The sequence below is a fragment of the Rhodanobacter sp. C03 genome (assembly GCF_002001175.1).
GTDB lineage: Bacteria > Pseudomonadota > Gammaproteobacteria > Xanthomonadales > Rhodanobacteraceae > Rhodanobacter.
The window spans coordinates 1,107,346-1,121,297 of record NZ_MUNT01000001.1 but is presented as its reverse complement, the minus strand read 5'-3'; the positions used below and the strand labels follow the sequence as shown (position 1 = coordinate 1,121,297).

The 13,952-nt window shown below is 60.9% G+C and carries 8 protein-coding genes; 6 read left to right on the top strand and 2 right to left on the bottom strand.

The window, feature by feature from the left end:
- The first annotated feature begins 60 nt into the window (after positions 1-60).
- Positions 61-783, top strand: coding sequence for a hypothetical protein (locus B0E48_RS17445; RefSeq protein ID WP_168170285.1), 723 nt, complete (start codon positions 61-63; stop codon positions 781-783).
- A gap of 948 nt (positions 784-1,731) precedes the next feature.
- On the opposite strand, the gene B0E48_RS04745 is transcribed toward B0E48_RS17445, so the two are convergent.
- The gene (locus tag B0E48_RS04745) at positions 1,732-2,430 is read right to left on the bottom strand and encodes a ribonuclease H-like domain-containing protein (RefSeq protein ID WP_077516369.1); all 699 of its coding nucleotides are present in this window, start codon (positions 2,428-2,430) and stop codon (positions 1,732-1,734) included.
- 119 nt (positions 2,431-2,549) lie between these two features.
- Positions 2,550-4,958, bottom strand: coding sequence for a DEAD/DEAH box helicase (locus B0E48_RS04740; protein ID WP_077516366.1), 2,409 nt, complete (start codon positions 4,956-4,958; stop codon positions 2,550-2,552).
- Positions 4,959-5,159: 201 nt separating this feature from the next.
- Between B0E48_RS04740 and lexA the strand changes: the two genes are divergently transcribed.
- The 5 genes from lexA to B0E48_RS04715 all read left to right on the top strand — a co-directional run bounded on the left by lexA (position 5,160) and on the right by B0E48_RS04715 (position 13,748).
- Positions 5,160-5,780 (top strand): transcriptional repressor LexA, encoded by a 621-nt coding sequence (gene lexA, locus B0E48_RS04735; protein WP_077516364.1) that lies wholly within the window; start codon positions 5,160-5,162, stop codon positions 5,778-5,780.
- A complete protein-coding gene (imuA, locus tag B0E48_RS04730) occupies positions 5,780-6,403 on the top strand; it encodes a translesion DNA synthesis-associated protein ImuA (protein ID WP_077516362.1) in 624 nt (207 codons plus the stop codon). The genes lexA and imuA overlap by 1 nt, the downstream gene beginning before the upstream one ends.
- Positions 6,404-6,415: 12 nt before the next feature.
- The gene (locus tag B0E48_RS04725; RefSeq protein WP_077516360.1) at positions 6,416-7,819 is read left to right on the top strand and encodes a DNA polymerase Y family protein; all 1,404 of its coding nucleotides are present in this window, start codon (positions 6,416-6,418) and stop codon (positions 7,817-7,819) included.
- On the top strand, positions 7,816-10,887 hold the full coding sequence (locus tag B0E48_RS04720; protein ID WP_077516359.1) for an error-prone DNA polymerase: 3,072 nt from the start codon (positions 7,816-7,818) through the stop codon (positions 10,885-10,887). Before B0E48_RS04725 ends, B0E48_RS04720 begins: the two co-directional genes overlap by 4 nt.
- Before the next feature lie 320 nt (positions 10,888-11,207).
- Entirely contained in the window at positions 11,208-13,748 is a 2,541-nt protein-coding gene (locus tag B0E48_RS04715; RefSeq protein WP_254423842.1) for a cbb3-type cytochrome c oxidase subunit I, read from the top strand.
- Positions 13,749-13,952 lie beyond the last annotated feature (204 nt).

Here is a 13,952-nt window from a genome sequence, read left to right as displayed (position 1 = left end):
GCTATGGGTACAAATAGGAAGCGTGACAATCTAACGTTCGTGCTCACGGTTTTTACGGCGATGGCCACCGCGGTGGCTGGTTGGCTGCTCCGGAAGTCGGGGCTGTTCCAGGACGGTTGGACATACCCCAGCTTGGACCAGCTCGATCATGTTGGCGCGTTCTTAAGTGGGGTATTCACACCCCTCGCGCTTGCCTGGGCTGCGCGAAGCTTCTTGCTGCAGAGGCAACAGATGAGCGAATCATTCCAAGCCATGCAGGAACAGATCGAAACACAACGCAAGGCGAATGATCTGACCAGTGCTGCCATGGAAGAACAGCTCCGGCTTCAACGGCAAGCCAATGAGCACACACAACAACAGATAGACGATGATCGGGTACATCGACGGGAAGAGCGCGAGAGGACTGGGCCGGATTTCACGTTGGCACCTGGTCTGCAAATCGCAAGCTCAGGCACCCTCACCCAAAAACTCGTTTTACAGAACATCGGACTGGTCGCGAGACGCACGCGAATTTCATGGATCGTGACGGATCGGTCTGATAGTCGGAGGGTCTTCTGCAATCTTATGACGGACTTGCCGCATCCATTACAACCCAATGAAAAGCGGGAAATTGACATAATTCTGAGAAACAGATTCCCGCCTGAAAACGAACTTCATACTGTTGTAAGAGTGCAAACGGAGCGCGCAGATGGTGAATATGGATTGTGGGTGTTTTCGTTTGACGGGTACTCCAGACCAACGCTATCCGAGAAACACCCGATTTACCCGGACGCGAGATTTTGAATCTTCTGGCACGACAATCAAGATGATCACCATTTGCACGAAGCAAGAGGTGTATCCATTCAACCAGTCGACCCGACCATAACGCATGCCGGAGCGTGCGAGATGTGTATGACGAATGCTTAGGTGTGCGCAGTCGGTCTACCGCAAACCGACCTCAAGCAAGGCTCAAGTTCGTCCCTGCTGCGTTGACCATCTGAGCCCGGGAATGCAGTTGAGTGCATTTCAAGCGTCAATATGCGAGTCAGATCGCGTGACAGCGCGAATTCGCGTTTTTGAGCGCTGGCAAGGGCTGCGAGCGACAAACGTCATGCTAACGTCAAGTAAAGGCGATGCAAACTGAGTATTGAATTCTTACACCGCAGAGCAGGTCCGCAGCCTGATCAGCATTCTGGGCGATGTATAAGCACCATCCCAGGATCAGCTGCAACTGCCGTCAGGAATTTCACTGCGCCGTGGTATCTGCCCAGAGTGGAAGTCCTAGGAAAATCCACGTGTCCCCCTTATCCCTTACGCCGAACTTCAGGTGCTTCTAGCCAATCTCCATACAGGCGCCACTGTCATTCCGGGTCCCGTCGTCGCAGCGACTCAGCATTAACTGAAAGCGTGCTCTACAGCGTCGCTCACGCGCTTCTGCTGAGCGCCAATGTGCTGCGAGTAGAGGGGCGCGAGCGACGTCGAGGCGAGCTCACACGTGCGCCATGAAGCCCTGACCTAGCACGCCCATCGACTGCTTTGCGACGCCCAGAAAAGCAAAGCCCCACAGTTGCCTGCAGGGGCGCGCGAGGGTTCAGAGGCGCTCATCTCTCTGTCCTGCTGCAACTGCCATCCTTGCGGATCTCGCTGCAGTCTCGAAAGTCGAACTGAATCGACAGGTGAATTCTAACGCTGAACGAGTTCAGGTCAAGCTCGTGGTGCGCATGAAGTCGTCCAGTCCATCGCTACCTGCGCTTACGAAGGCAAGCCGGCCAAGTGCAGCAACACACCCGCCACGCTCTTCAGATCTTGCGAGTTGTGCACCATCACTCGTCTCAGGTTCACCGCGGACCCGCCACGCAGATAGCTAAGCCAAGCGGCAGGAGCTTCCGATCCCGGCAAGTCGTCTTCGCGCACCACGCCGAGCAGTTCGCGTTCTGCAGTGGCCAAGCGGCAGTTCTCCCACGAACCTTTCCAGTGCCGGCGCACAGGATGAAGCAGATCCAGATGACCAAGTCCAGTCAGTGGTTCCGGTAGCCGAGCCAAGCGATATCGCGTCTTGAGCAGAGGTGAGTCGTAGCATTTGCCGTTGTAACTGACGAGCACCGTGTCCGGTCGCAGCCACCGGGCGAAATTCCGCAGCATGTCGGTCTCTGCGCCCATCGTGGTCGTTGTCAGCTGGCGCAGGCGGAAGCGCCCATCAGCCAGCCAGTCAGCAGTCCCAATCATCCATGCGCGCGTGCCGGTGCCTCCGGCGAGACCTGTTGTCTCAGTATCGAAGTGCAACAAGCGGTTGTGAGCGACAGGTTCATTCCACCGCGCGAATGTAGTGTCGATCATCGCTGGGGGATGTCCCCACTCCATGATCGCTTCGGTAAGGAACAGACCCGGTGCGATCTCAATCCCAGGGACCATTCGGTCGCTGGACGGTGCACGCGGACCCACGCTCAGCATGCGAGCGCGTCCTTGAATCAGCCGGAGCAAGTCAGGCGACAGGCTGGGCTTCGAGGGGGCCACAGCAGACGGTTTACCTGACTGTGTACGTAGTTGGCGCAAACGCGCAGCCAAAGCGCTCACAGGGCCACCAGCAGCGCCAGCACGCGAAGTGCTAACGCCTTGGGCGTTGTTGCTGCATTTTCATCTGCAGCCAGCACCGGACCCACACAGCCCGGACAGCCGCCACGACAATCGCAGCGTTCGATGAGGGTCACGGATTGCGCCACGAGATCCTCGCGCCGACTGAACAGCGGTTCGCTTTGACCGATGCCACCGGGAAACGCGTCGTAGAGGTAGACCGTTGGTGTAAACGGTGCGTCGGCCGCCAATGCGACAGGCTGTCCGTCTGTGCCGCGGATCTGGCCGCGACCTGCCACATCGGCACTGACGAACCACGCGCCATCACCACTGCCTACGGACTTCTGCAGGTCGCGCGCTTCGGCCATCACGGCTACGGTCGCCACGATGTGTAGCGCATAAGCCGCTCCGAGAAAGCCGTCGAGCGCTTGCTGGCGCTGCTCGAAGGCGGCATCCAGCACCAGCTGCGCGAGCTGCCACCACACGGCCGTCGTGTGCAACTCCTGATCAGGCAGGTTGACTGGACCGAAGCCGATGTTCTCGTGCGAGTAAAACCTGATCTTCTTGTAGCCTGGCACGCGGCGAACGACATGCACTTCGCCATGGTGGGCCTGACCACATCCGGCGTTGGACGTGTCGAAGCAGTCAAGCACTTTGAGCTTCGTATAGTCGATTGCGTCGGTGTAGTAGTCGACGTGGGTTCGCGTGACGTAGGCCTTGCGACCCTCCCAGTCGAGCCGTTCCACCTGGTAAGGCACGGACTGGATCATGTGGATGGCGCCCTCGTAGAGGGTCACCGGCGCGGCGGAGTAGTCGACTTCGGCAATGATCGTCTGACGTCCGTTGGTGCGATCGACCACCACGAAGTTGCCGTCGGCAACCGAGCGCAACGACACGGTGATGGCCGGATAGCTGTCGGCAATCCACTCCCAACGATCGCCTTCTCGATGCAGCACCCCTTCCTCACCCAACACGTCGAGCCAAGGCGTTGCCACGTCGGTGCCGAACATCTCGTCGCCAATGAAAGGCAGCTCGAAAGCGGCACAGCGAATGTGGTCGAGCAGGATCAGCGGCTGATCGGGCTGGATGCGGGCATGTTCAGGCGTTGCGCCCTGGAAGAACTCCGGGTGCCGCACGAGGTATTGATCGAGTGGGTCTGAGCTGGCCACCATCACGCCCAACGCCGACTGCTGCCGGCGACCAGCACGGCCGAACCGCTGCCAAGTGGCTGCAACGGACCCGGGATACCCGTTGAGCACGACGACATCGAGGCTGCCAATGTCCACGCCCAGCTCCAGGGCAGAGGTGCTCACGATCCCGTCGATGGTGCCAGCACGCATCTCCCGTTCTGCAGCGCGCCGTTCCTTGGGAAGGTAGCCGCCGCGGTAGGCCCGAATCCGGGCGGGTTTGCGCGGATCGCTGTCGAACACGTCTTTCAGATACTTGGTCAGCACCTCGACCATAGTGCGCGACTGCGCAAACACCAACGTCTTCATCCCCGACTTGATCGCCAGTCGCGCGATGCGGTTGGTTTGCGACCGCGCCGAGGCGCGCAGACCGAGATCGGGATTTACCACGGGTGGGTTCCACAACAGCACGTGCTTGTCGCCGGTCGGTGCACCGCTTTCGGTGATCGCGGTGACGGCGTCCTCGATCAGTGCCTCGGCGTGCTCCTTCGGGTTGCCTATCGTGGCGGAGCAGAGGATGAACTGCGGGGTCACGCCATAGAACGCGCACACGCGCTTCAGCCGGCGAATGACATTGGCGACGTGCGAACCGAAGACGCCGCGGTAGGTATGCACCTCGTCGATCACGACATACCGCAGGTTCTCGAAGAATTGCGCCCATTTGGTGTGATGCGGCAGGATCGCCTGGTGCAGCATGTCGGGATTACTGACTACGATGTCGCCATGCAACCGGATGGCTTGGCGCGCGTCACCGGGCGTGTCGCCATCGAAGGTGAAGGCTTTGACTCCCAAATCGCCGGCCTGATTGAGTTCGAGCAACTCGGCCACTTGGTCCTGCGCCAGCGCTTTCGTGGGAAAGAGATACAGCGCCTTGGCGTGCTGCGTCATTGCGGCAGTGATGACAGGCAGCGTGTAGCAGAGCGACTTGCCTGAAGCGGTGGGCGTGACGATGGCGACATGGGCGCCTGATTGCGTCGCGACCCAAGCGTCAGCCTGGTGGCTATACAGCTGCTCGATGCCACGCGAGCGCAAGGCTTGGGCGAGCGCAGTTGGTAGGTCGTCGGGCAACGGTGCAAATGAGCCGTCACGCCCAGGCACGACGAAGGCGCCAGTGATCCTTGCCGCATACCGCTTTGAGAGACGCTGGGCGAGCGTGCGGCCGTCACCCGGTTCCCGCAGGACCAGTTCATCGGAAGCGTAGCGGTCGGGAAGAGCGTTCATGCGATGGCCTGGTCTGGTGATGGTTGCAGTGAATCGCGGCGCCATCTCATCCCGTGAGATAGCTTCGGGGGACGCTGGGACTGAAACGGCGTTTGAAGCCGGATGCGAACACCGCGCTAAACCTTTGATCTGTCTCAAGTGGTTCGGCGTGGCTTTTTTTCATCTTCCATTTTCACCTAAATAGGTGAAACTATGCGAGCCATGACCATCCAGATCACCCAGCGCCAATCGAACGTCCTCGCTTTCATCCGCGCGCGGATCGAGCGGGATGGGCAGTCGCCCACCTTGGAAGAAATCGGTGAGGCATTGGGGATCGGCAACGTCAGTGCAGTGTTCAAGCACGTCCAATCGCTCGCAGCGAAAGGTCGGCTGACGATCGAGACCAGCCATGCCCGCGGTATCCGACTGGTACGCGAACCCGATCCGATGGATGCGGACACGCTGGATCTGCCGCTGATCGGCCGCATCGCGGCCGGTGAGCCCCTATTTTCGGAGTCTCGCGTCGATCGCAGTCTGCGCGTGTCCCGTTCGTTGTTCCGATTGCGACCGGACTACCTTGTGAAGGTGGTAGGCGATTCGATGCGCGACGAAGGCATCCGGGACGGTGATCTGGTGGCAGTGCACGCCACGCCGGTGGCTCGTCACGGCCAAGTGGTGGCTGCGCGTGTGGATGGCGACCGTTTCACGATCAAGCGCCTCTACATGAAGGACGACGTGATTCGGTTGATGCCGAACAGTCCTGGCTTCAAACCCATCGACGTGGACCCGACCGAAGATTTCGCGATTGAAGGTCTGTTTGCAGGCCTGCTGCGGGGCAGCTGATGAATGCGGTTGTCCCACTGTCCGCTTTGCTCGATGCCCGTCAGGTCTGGCGTGGTCGTGCCCCCGAGGTGCCGATCGGTGATCAGCCCACTGGCTTGCGCGCACTCGATGCCGTGTTGCCGGCAGGCGGTTGGCCCGAGGCTTCGCTGTCCGAGATCCTGCTGCCCGTCGATGGTGTGGGCGAACTTCGCCTCGTGTTGCCCATGCTTGCACGGTTGACCCAAGGTCAGCGCCACGTAGTGATCGTGTCGCCGCCGTATGCGCCGTGTGTCGCCGGTTGGCGCCAGCAAGGTGTCGACATGCGCCGCGTAGAAATCGTTGATGCTGGTGAGAAGGATGTGCTCTGGGCCACCGAGCAGTGCCTACGATCGGGAAGCTGCGCCGCCGTGCTGGCGTGGCCGCATCACGCTGACGATCGCGCCTTGCGCCGTCTGCAGGTTGCCGCTGCCACCGGGCAGGCCCTCGCCTTCGTATTCCGCGATCGCTCTCACCTGTCCAACGCATCACCTGCGGCGCTGCGTCTGGAACTGGAAGCACTGCCACGTCCGCAGGTCTGGGTCCGTAAATGCCGAGGTGGCGCTGTGCCCGCCCAAGCCGTTCCCTTGCCGCGTTCTGTTCATTGATGGCGCTCAGACATGCTTTGGGCCTGTATCTACCTGCCAAGTCTGGCGCTGGATGGGATTCTCCGACGTCGCCCCACAGAAGGACCGTTGGTGCTGGTCGACGGGCCGATCAACGCACGTACGATCGTCTCGGCCAATGACGCCGCCCGAGCGGCAGGCTTGCATGTCGGGCAGCGACTGAGCGCTGCGCAAGCGTTGCTGTCGCAGTTCGACGCGATCCCGTATGACCGTGAGTCGGTAGAGAGGTGGCATCAGTTCCTGGCCGCTGTGGCTTACCGCTACAGCTCCGAAGTCAGCCTGCTGCCGCATGCGATTGTGCTGGAGGTCAGCAAGAGCATGGGTCTGTTCGGGCCGTGGCCACGGCTTGAATCCATGCTGCGGGCGGACTTCACGGACCTGGGATTCCGTCATCGCATGGCGGCGGCACCGACCGCTCACGCCGCCCATGTGCTGACGACGGTTTCCGATGGGCAAGCGGTGCTGACCGTAGACACGCTGCGCAACGCCCTGCAGCGGGTGTCGATCGTCAAGAGTCGATTGCCCGAAAAGGCGATCGCGACGCTGCCCAGCATGGGTATTCGCACACTTGGCCAAGTCCTGGCGCTACCACGAGACGGATTGCGTCGACGCTTCGGCGTGGAGCTGTTGGCGTCGCTGGATCGTCTGACTGGCGATCTGCCGTCTGGCTTGGAGCTGTATCGACCGCCGGACACGTTCGATCTGCGCATCGAATTGCTCCACGAGGTCGAGAACCAATCCGCCCTGATCTTTCCAGTGCGGCGCATGGTCGATGATCTGGCCGCGTACCTGGCTGGTCGCGATGGTGGAGTGCAGCGTTTCCTGCTGCGCCTGGAGCACCGCGAAGGTCACTTCACGGATGTGCCTGTGGGGCTGCTGGCATCGGAGCGCGACGGTGCCCTGTTGTTCGAGTTTGCACGGGGTCGGCTGGAACACGTGACGCTGCCTGAGCCAGTTCTGGCGCTGCGCCTGATCGCCCGTGATCTGCCGGCGTTCGTGCCCGCAGGACGTGATCTGTTCGACGAGCGGCATGCGAATGCATTGCCGATCGAGCAGCTGCGCGAACGACTGCGCGCGCGGCTGGGGGATGGCGCAGTCTATCGACTGGGCAGCACACAGGACCCTCGGCCCGAACGTGCGCAGCGCGAGGCCACGCATGATGAAGTGCCGATCGAGCCCCATCCACGACCCACCTGGTTGCTTCGACGTCCCGTTCCGTTGCGTGGCGGGAACCCAATCATCTTGGCGGGTCCAGAGCGCGTCGAAACGGGCTGGTGGGATGGGGGTGAAGTCTGCCGCGACTACTACGTCATCGAGACCTCACTGGGGCAGGAAGCTTGGGCGTTCTGCGCACCCGATGAGCAGACCGGCTGGATGATCCACGGGTGGTTTGCATGACGGCCTACGCGGAGCTCCACTGCCTGTCGAACTTCTCCTTCGGCCGCGGCGCATCCAGTGCACGCGAACTGTTCGAGCGGGCGAAGACGTGCGGTTATTCCGCTCTGGCGATCACGGACGAGTGCTCATTCGCCGGTATCGTCCGCGCGCTGGAAGCCTCACGCCAAACGGGCGTGCCTTTGATCGTCGGCTCGGAAATCCAGCTCGACGATGGTCCCAAGATCGTCGTGTTGTGCGAAACGAAGACAGGCTACACGTCGCTCTGCAGTCTGATCACACAGGGTCGACGTGCATCGGAGAAAGGCACCTACCGCCTGACGTGCGCTGACATGGTCACCGGCTTGCCAGGCACGCTGGTCCTGTGGGCTCCTGACCTGATCGCCGACATGGCTCATGGTCGCTGGGTACGACAGACGTTCGGCGATCGCGCCTGGCTGGCCGTTGAGCTACATCGCGGACCGAACGATGCACGGCGCGTGCGTGAACTGGAAGCGATCGGCCGCGAGCTGGATCTGCCACTGGTAGCGGCGGGCGACGTGCACATGCACGTCCGACGGCGGCTGGCTTTGCAGCACACGCTCACGGCGATCCGACACCGCGTACCAGTCGCCGCGGCGGGAGGGTTGATCGCACGCAATGGTGAGCGACACCTACGGCGCCGACACGTGCTCGCCACGCTCTACCCCGAGGCCTTGCTCGACGAGAGTGCGCGGATCGCCGCACGATGCACCTTCACGCTCGATGAGCTGCGTTATCGCTATCCGGCCGAGCTCGTGCCGGAAGGCCACACCGCTACCAGCTGGTTGCGCCAGCTGACGGAAGAAGGCGCGCGCTGGCGCTGGCCTGAAGGGGTGTCGGAGAAAGTGCATAAACAGATCGAGCACGAACTGGGATTGATCGAGGAACTGCGCTACGAGCCCTATTTCCTCACCGTGCACGACATCGTGCGCTTCGCGCGAAGCCAGGGCATCCTCTGTCAGGGCCGAGGGTCCGCGGCGAACTCGTCAGTTTGCTTCGCACTCGGTGTGACCGAAGTCGACCCGATGAAGATGAGCCTGCTGGTCGAGCGGTTCATCTCCAAGGAGCGCAACGAGCCGCCAGACATCGACATCGACTTCGAGCACGAGCGCCGCGAAGAGGTCATTCAATACATCTATCGCAAATACGGTCGAGAGCGTGCCGCTCTGGCGGCGACCGTCATCTGTTACCGCGGCAAGAGTGCCGTGAGGGACGTTGCCAAGGCTATGGGGCTGCCGCTGGACCAGGTCGATCAGTTGAGCCAGGTGTTTGCATGGTGGAATGGCGACGAGTCACTAACGAAGCAGTTGCGCGAGCGTGGGTTCGATCCTGAGAGCGCAGTCATCCGGCGCATCATCAAGCTGACGGCCGAGATCCTGGACATGCCGCGTCACCTGTCGCAGCACGTCGGCGGCTTCGTTATCGCGGATGCACCCCTGAGCGAACTGGTGCCGGTGGAGAACGCTGCGATGCCCGATCGCACGATCATCCAGTGGGACAAGGATGATCTCGACACGATGAACTTGTTAAAGGTCGACTGTCTGGCCTTGGGCATGCTCACCTGCGTGCAGAAGTGCTTGAACATGCTGCGCGACCAGCGGGGGAAGGATTACTCGATGGCCACGCTGCCTTCGGAGGATCCCGACACCTACGCGATGATCCAGCGGGCGGACACGATCGGCGTTTTCCAAATCGAATCGCGGGCGCAGATGGCCATGCTGCCGCGACACAGACCTGAGAACTTCTTCGATCTGGTGGTGCAAGTCGCCATCGTGCGGCCTGGCCCAATCCAGGGCGACATGGTGCATCCGTATCTGCGTCGGCGCAGGGGCGAGGAACCCGTCGACTACCCATCGGAGGAATTGAGGCAAGTATTCGAGCGCACGCTGGGCGTTCCACTTTTTCAGGAACAGGCCATGCAGCTAGCCATGGTCGCGGCCGGGTACACCGCAGGCGAAGCCGACGGGCTCAGACGCGACATGGCCGCATGGAAGCGGCATGGCGGCCTGGAGAAACATCGGAACCGCCTCCTCACTGGCATGATCGAACGGGGCTACACGGTCGCCTTTGCTGAGCAGCTATTCGAGCAGATCAAGGGTTTCGGCAGCTATGGCTTTCCGATGAGTCATGCAGCCAGTTTCGCCGGCATCGTCTATGCGAGCTGCTGGCTGAAGTGCCACGAGCCGGCGGCCTTCGCGTGTGCATTGTTGAACAGCCAGCCCATGGGCTTCTATGCACCAAGCCAGATCGTGCAAGACGCCAGGCGACACGACATCGACGTCTTCCCTATCGACGTGGAGTGCAGTGATTGGGACAACACGCTCATTACTCGGGATGAAGAAGCTCCCGCGCTCCGGCTCGGCCTGCGCCAGGTGCGCGGGTTCAGCGAAGAAGCTGCACGCCGGATCATGGCAGCCCGAACACAACGCCCGTTCGTCGACATCGCGGATCTCTGCGCCCGAGCGGCCGTGGACAAGCATCACCAGGACTTGCTGGCGCAGGCTAGCGCACTGCGGGGTCTGTCGCGGCATCGTCATCACGCGCACTGGGAGATCGCCGGTGTCGAAAAGCAGCTGCCGCTCTTCGGCAACGTCAGCCCGACAGAGATCGCGGTGGTGTTGCCGAAGCCGACACAGGCCGAGGACACGCTGGCGGATTACGCACGAACCGGCCTGACGCTGGGGGTACATCCCATGGCACAGATCAGGGATCGGCTGCGCGCAGCCCGATGCACCGACTCACGAACGCTACGCCGACGGCCCCATAACAGCTATGCGCGCGTCGCTGGCCTTGTCACGATGCGTCAGCGACCCCAGACGGCCAGCGGGGTGACGTTCCTGACCATGGAAGACGAGCACGGCATGGTCAACGTCATCGTATGGCGCGATGTCGCCGAAACCCACAGGCGAGTGTTATTGGAATCAGAACTGCTGGGAATCGACGGACGCTGGGAGGCGGTCGATGGCGTGTGTCATCTGATCGCCAGTCGCTTGCTCGACATGAGCGAGCTGCTCGGTGGGCTAGACGTGCGGTCGCGCGATTTTCACTGAATCAGTGCGGGCACCGCAGTCGATCACCTACATGAACAATGCGCCACCGATGCGCGCATCGCGGTTAATGCATTACGCGACCAATCGACAGTGACCAGCCTCCTACCACTGTAGCCCGCTGCAAGCCGATGTTGACCGGCGGAACCCGACCCTAACCTGCCGGTGGCGACCGTCCGCTTTCGGGCAGTTCGGCGACAACGCGGTAAGCGCCCAAGGTTAACCAAAAAAACCACGAATTTAGGCGGGCGCGCTTGACTACGCGAGTTCGATCAAACGCCATTCGTGAACAAAATTGACGCGAAATCGCGTTCTCATGTCCGTTGTTTTCTCGCCTAATTTTTCGAGTTGAGTTTATCAACAGAATCGACCGCTACTTGCCACTCAAATCCGGGGAAGAGGTCCAATTCAGCCGCGTGGCCTCAAGACAAATTTCACTACTTCGTCATCCAAAGGGTGATATCCGACACGTTGAATCGGAACCCATAACGACTGCTGGCGTGACAGCACGCCCTTCCCGATGGCAGCATTTCGCTCTGTTCGGGAGAACCATGATGAATGACGCAGCACTACCTCTGGTCGAACCGGAGGTTTCAGCCCTGTCTCCGTGGTGGATTCGTTCGATCCTGATCGTGATGGCATTCGGCTTTGTCATGCTGGTGGCCATGACCGTCATGGGCTATCGCAACGCCCCGCCGATTCCCGGCAAGATCGTCGATGCACAGGGCCAGACGTTGTTCACGGGCGCAGATATCAGCGCCGGCCAGGGCGTGTTCCTTAAATATGGCTTGATGGACAACGGTTCGATCTGGGGCCACGGGGCCTACATTGGTCCCGACTACTCAGCCGAAGCGTTGCACCACATGGGTCTGGACACAGCCGATGTGCTGGCACGCCAGCAGTATGGTAAGCCGGTTGACGACCTCGACCCCCAGCAACAGGCCGGCATCTACGGACAAGTCGGCGTACTGCTGAAAACCAATCGCTACAACGTCGGCACCGACACGTTGCAACTCACGCCTGCGGAAACGCTGGCCTGGAATCAGCAGATCGTACACTGGACCGATTACTTCCAGCACCCTGCCACCGACGGTGGCCTCAAGCCTGATTTAATCTCCGATCCGACAGAGTTGCGTGAGTTCAGCGCCTTCGTCACCTGGGCCGCCTGGGCCTCGGTCGCTGATCGTCCGGGCTACAGTTATTCCTACACCAACAATTTTCCGTATGAACCACTGGTCGGCAATACACCGATCGCCGGCGCCTACCTGTGGAGCGCGCTGAGCCTGCTGGTGCTGCTGGCCGGCATCGCGACGGTGTTGCTGGTCTTCGGCAAGTTCGATTATCTCGGCTGGATTTCGCGCGGCCACGGCCTGCCGCCCAGTATTCTGCCGGGTCAGGCCAGCGCGGGGCAGCGGGCGCTGTTGAAGTTCTTTGTCGTCGTGGCGTTGCTGTTCCTCTTCCAGACCTTGGTGGGCGGCGCGCTAGGCCATTACCGCGCCGAGCCTAAGGGCTTCTACGGCTTCCAGCTCGAAGATATTTTCCCCAGCAATCTGATGCGCACTTGGCATCTGCAAAGCGCCATCTTCTGGATCGCCACCTCGTATGTCGCCGCGGCGCTGTTCCTCGGGCGCACGCTGCGCCAGCGGGATGACGAGCCGCGTGGACTAGCGATGTGGACACACCTGCTGTTTGGCGCCTTCGTAGCGGTGATCGCACTGAGCATGCTCGGTGAATGGGCGGGCATGTCTAACCTGTTAGGTAAATGGTGGTACTGGTTCGGCGACCAGGGCTGGGAATACCTGGAAATCGGCCGCTTCTGGCAGTACCTGCTGGTGCTCGGTCTGCTGGTGTGGTTTGCGCTGCTGTATTGGGTGGCGCGGCCGAGCAAGGTCGCCAATATCAACGCGCGCCCGATCGCACGAATGTTCCTGTGGGCGGCGCTGGCGATCCCGGTGTTTTACATCCCGGCGCTGTTCTACGGCGCGTCGACCAACCTTACCGTGGTGGAGACCTGGCGATTCTGGATCATCCATCTGTGGGTCGAAGGTTTCTTTGAGTTCTTCGCCACCACCGTGGTCGCGCTAATCCTCTACCAACTGGGCCTGGCCCATCGCAACATCGCGTTGCGGGTGATCTATCTTGACGCGATCCTGTATTTCCTGGGTGGCCTGATTGGCACTGGTCACCATTGGTATTTCGAGGGCCACAACACGTTCAATATGGCAATGTCGGCGATGTTCTCGGTCTTGGAGGTGGTCCCGTTGACCTTGCTGACGCTGGATGCGTGGGACTTCGTCAGGACTACCAGAAACAAGGTGGATGTTGACGGTATCGAGCGCCTCGTACCGCACAAGTGGACGTTCTATTTCCTAATGGCTGTGGGCTTTTGGAACTTCGTCGGCGCCGGCATGTTCGGGTTCCTGATCAACCTGCCGATCGTCAGCTACTACGAAACTGGCACTCTGTTGACGCCCAACCACGCGCACGCCGCGATGATGGGCGTGTTCGGCATGCTGGCGATCGCGCTGATGGTGTTCGTGCTGCGACAGACCGCGACCGAAGAGAACTGGCCCGGCATCGAGAAGTACGTCAGATGCTCGTTTTGGGGTACCAATATCGGGCTGGCGATGATGATCGTATTCAGCCTGTTTCCCAACGGCGTGCTGCAATTGCTGGACGTGATCGAGCACGGCTACTGGCACGCGCGTAGCTTCGCCTACCTGGACATGGAACGCACGCGCATCCTCGAATGGATGCGCATGCCGGGCGATGCGGTGTTCATCATCTTCGGTGCGACCCCGCTGGTGATTGCCACTTTCAAGGGCTGGCTCGGGATGCGTGCCGAAGTGCGGACCGGTCGCTGAGCCAGCGTCACGCAAGAAGAGTCCGCACCTACAAGCACCGATGCGGGCTCCGGAAGGTCTGATCAAACCTGCAGTCGCAGTCGTTCCAAGGGCACTTGCTACGCGCTCGTCTAGTGCCTGTGCGCGACTGGCTGGCGAAGGCTCAGCTTGTACGCGGCGAACCGTTTTCCCTCACCCTCACTGCATGGCAGCAAGTTTCCTGCA

Coding starts and splice junctions, on each gene's coding strand:
- lexA (WP_077516364.1), top strand. CDS start 5,160: ATGACCATCCAGATCACCCAGCGCCAATCGAACGTCCTCGCTTTCATC.
- imuA (WP_077516362.1), top strand. CDS start 5,780: ATGAATGCGGTTGTCCCACTGTCCGCTTTGCTCGATGCCCGTCAGGTC.
- B0E48_RS04720 (WP_077516359.1), top strand. CDS start 7,816: ATGACGGCCTACGCGGAGCTCCACTGCCTGTCGAACTTCTCCTTCGGC.
- B0E48_RS17445 (WP_168170285.1), top strand. CDS start 61: ATGGCCACCGCGGTGGCTGGTTGGCTGCTCCGGAAGTCGGGGCTGTTC.
- B0E48_RS04725 (WP_077516360.1), top strand. CDS start 6,416: ATGCTTTGGGCCTGTATCTACCTGCCAAGTCTGGCGCTGGATGGGATT.
- B0E48_RS04745 (WP_077516369.1), bottom strand. CDS start 2,430: ATGCTGAGCGTGGGTCCGCGTGCACCGTCCAGCGACCGAATGGTCCCT.
- B0E48_RS04740 (WP_077516366.1), bottom strand. CDS start 4,958: ATGAACGCTCTTCCCGACCGCTACGCTTCCGATGAACTGGTCCTGCGG.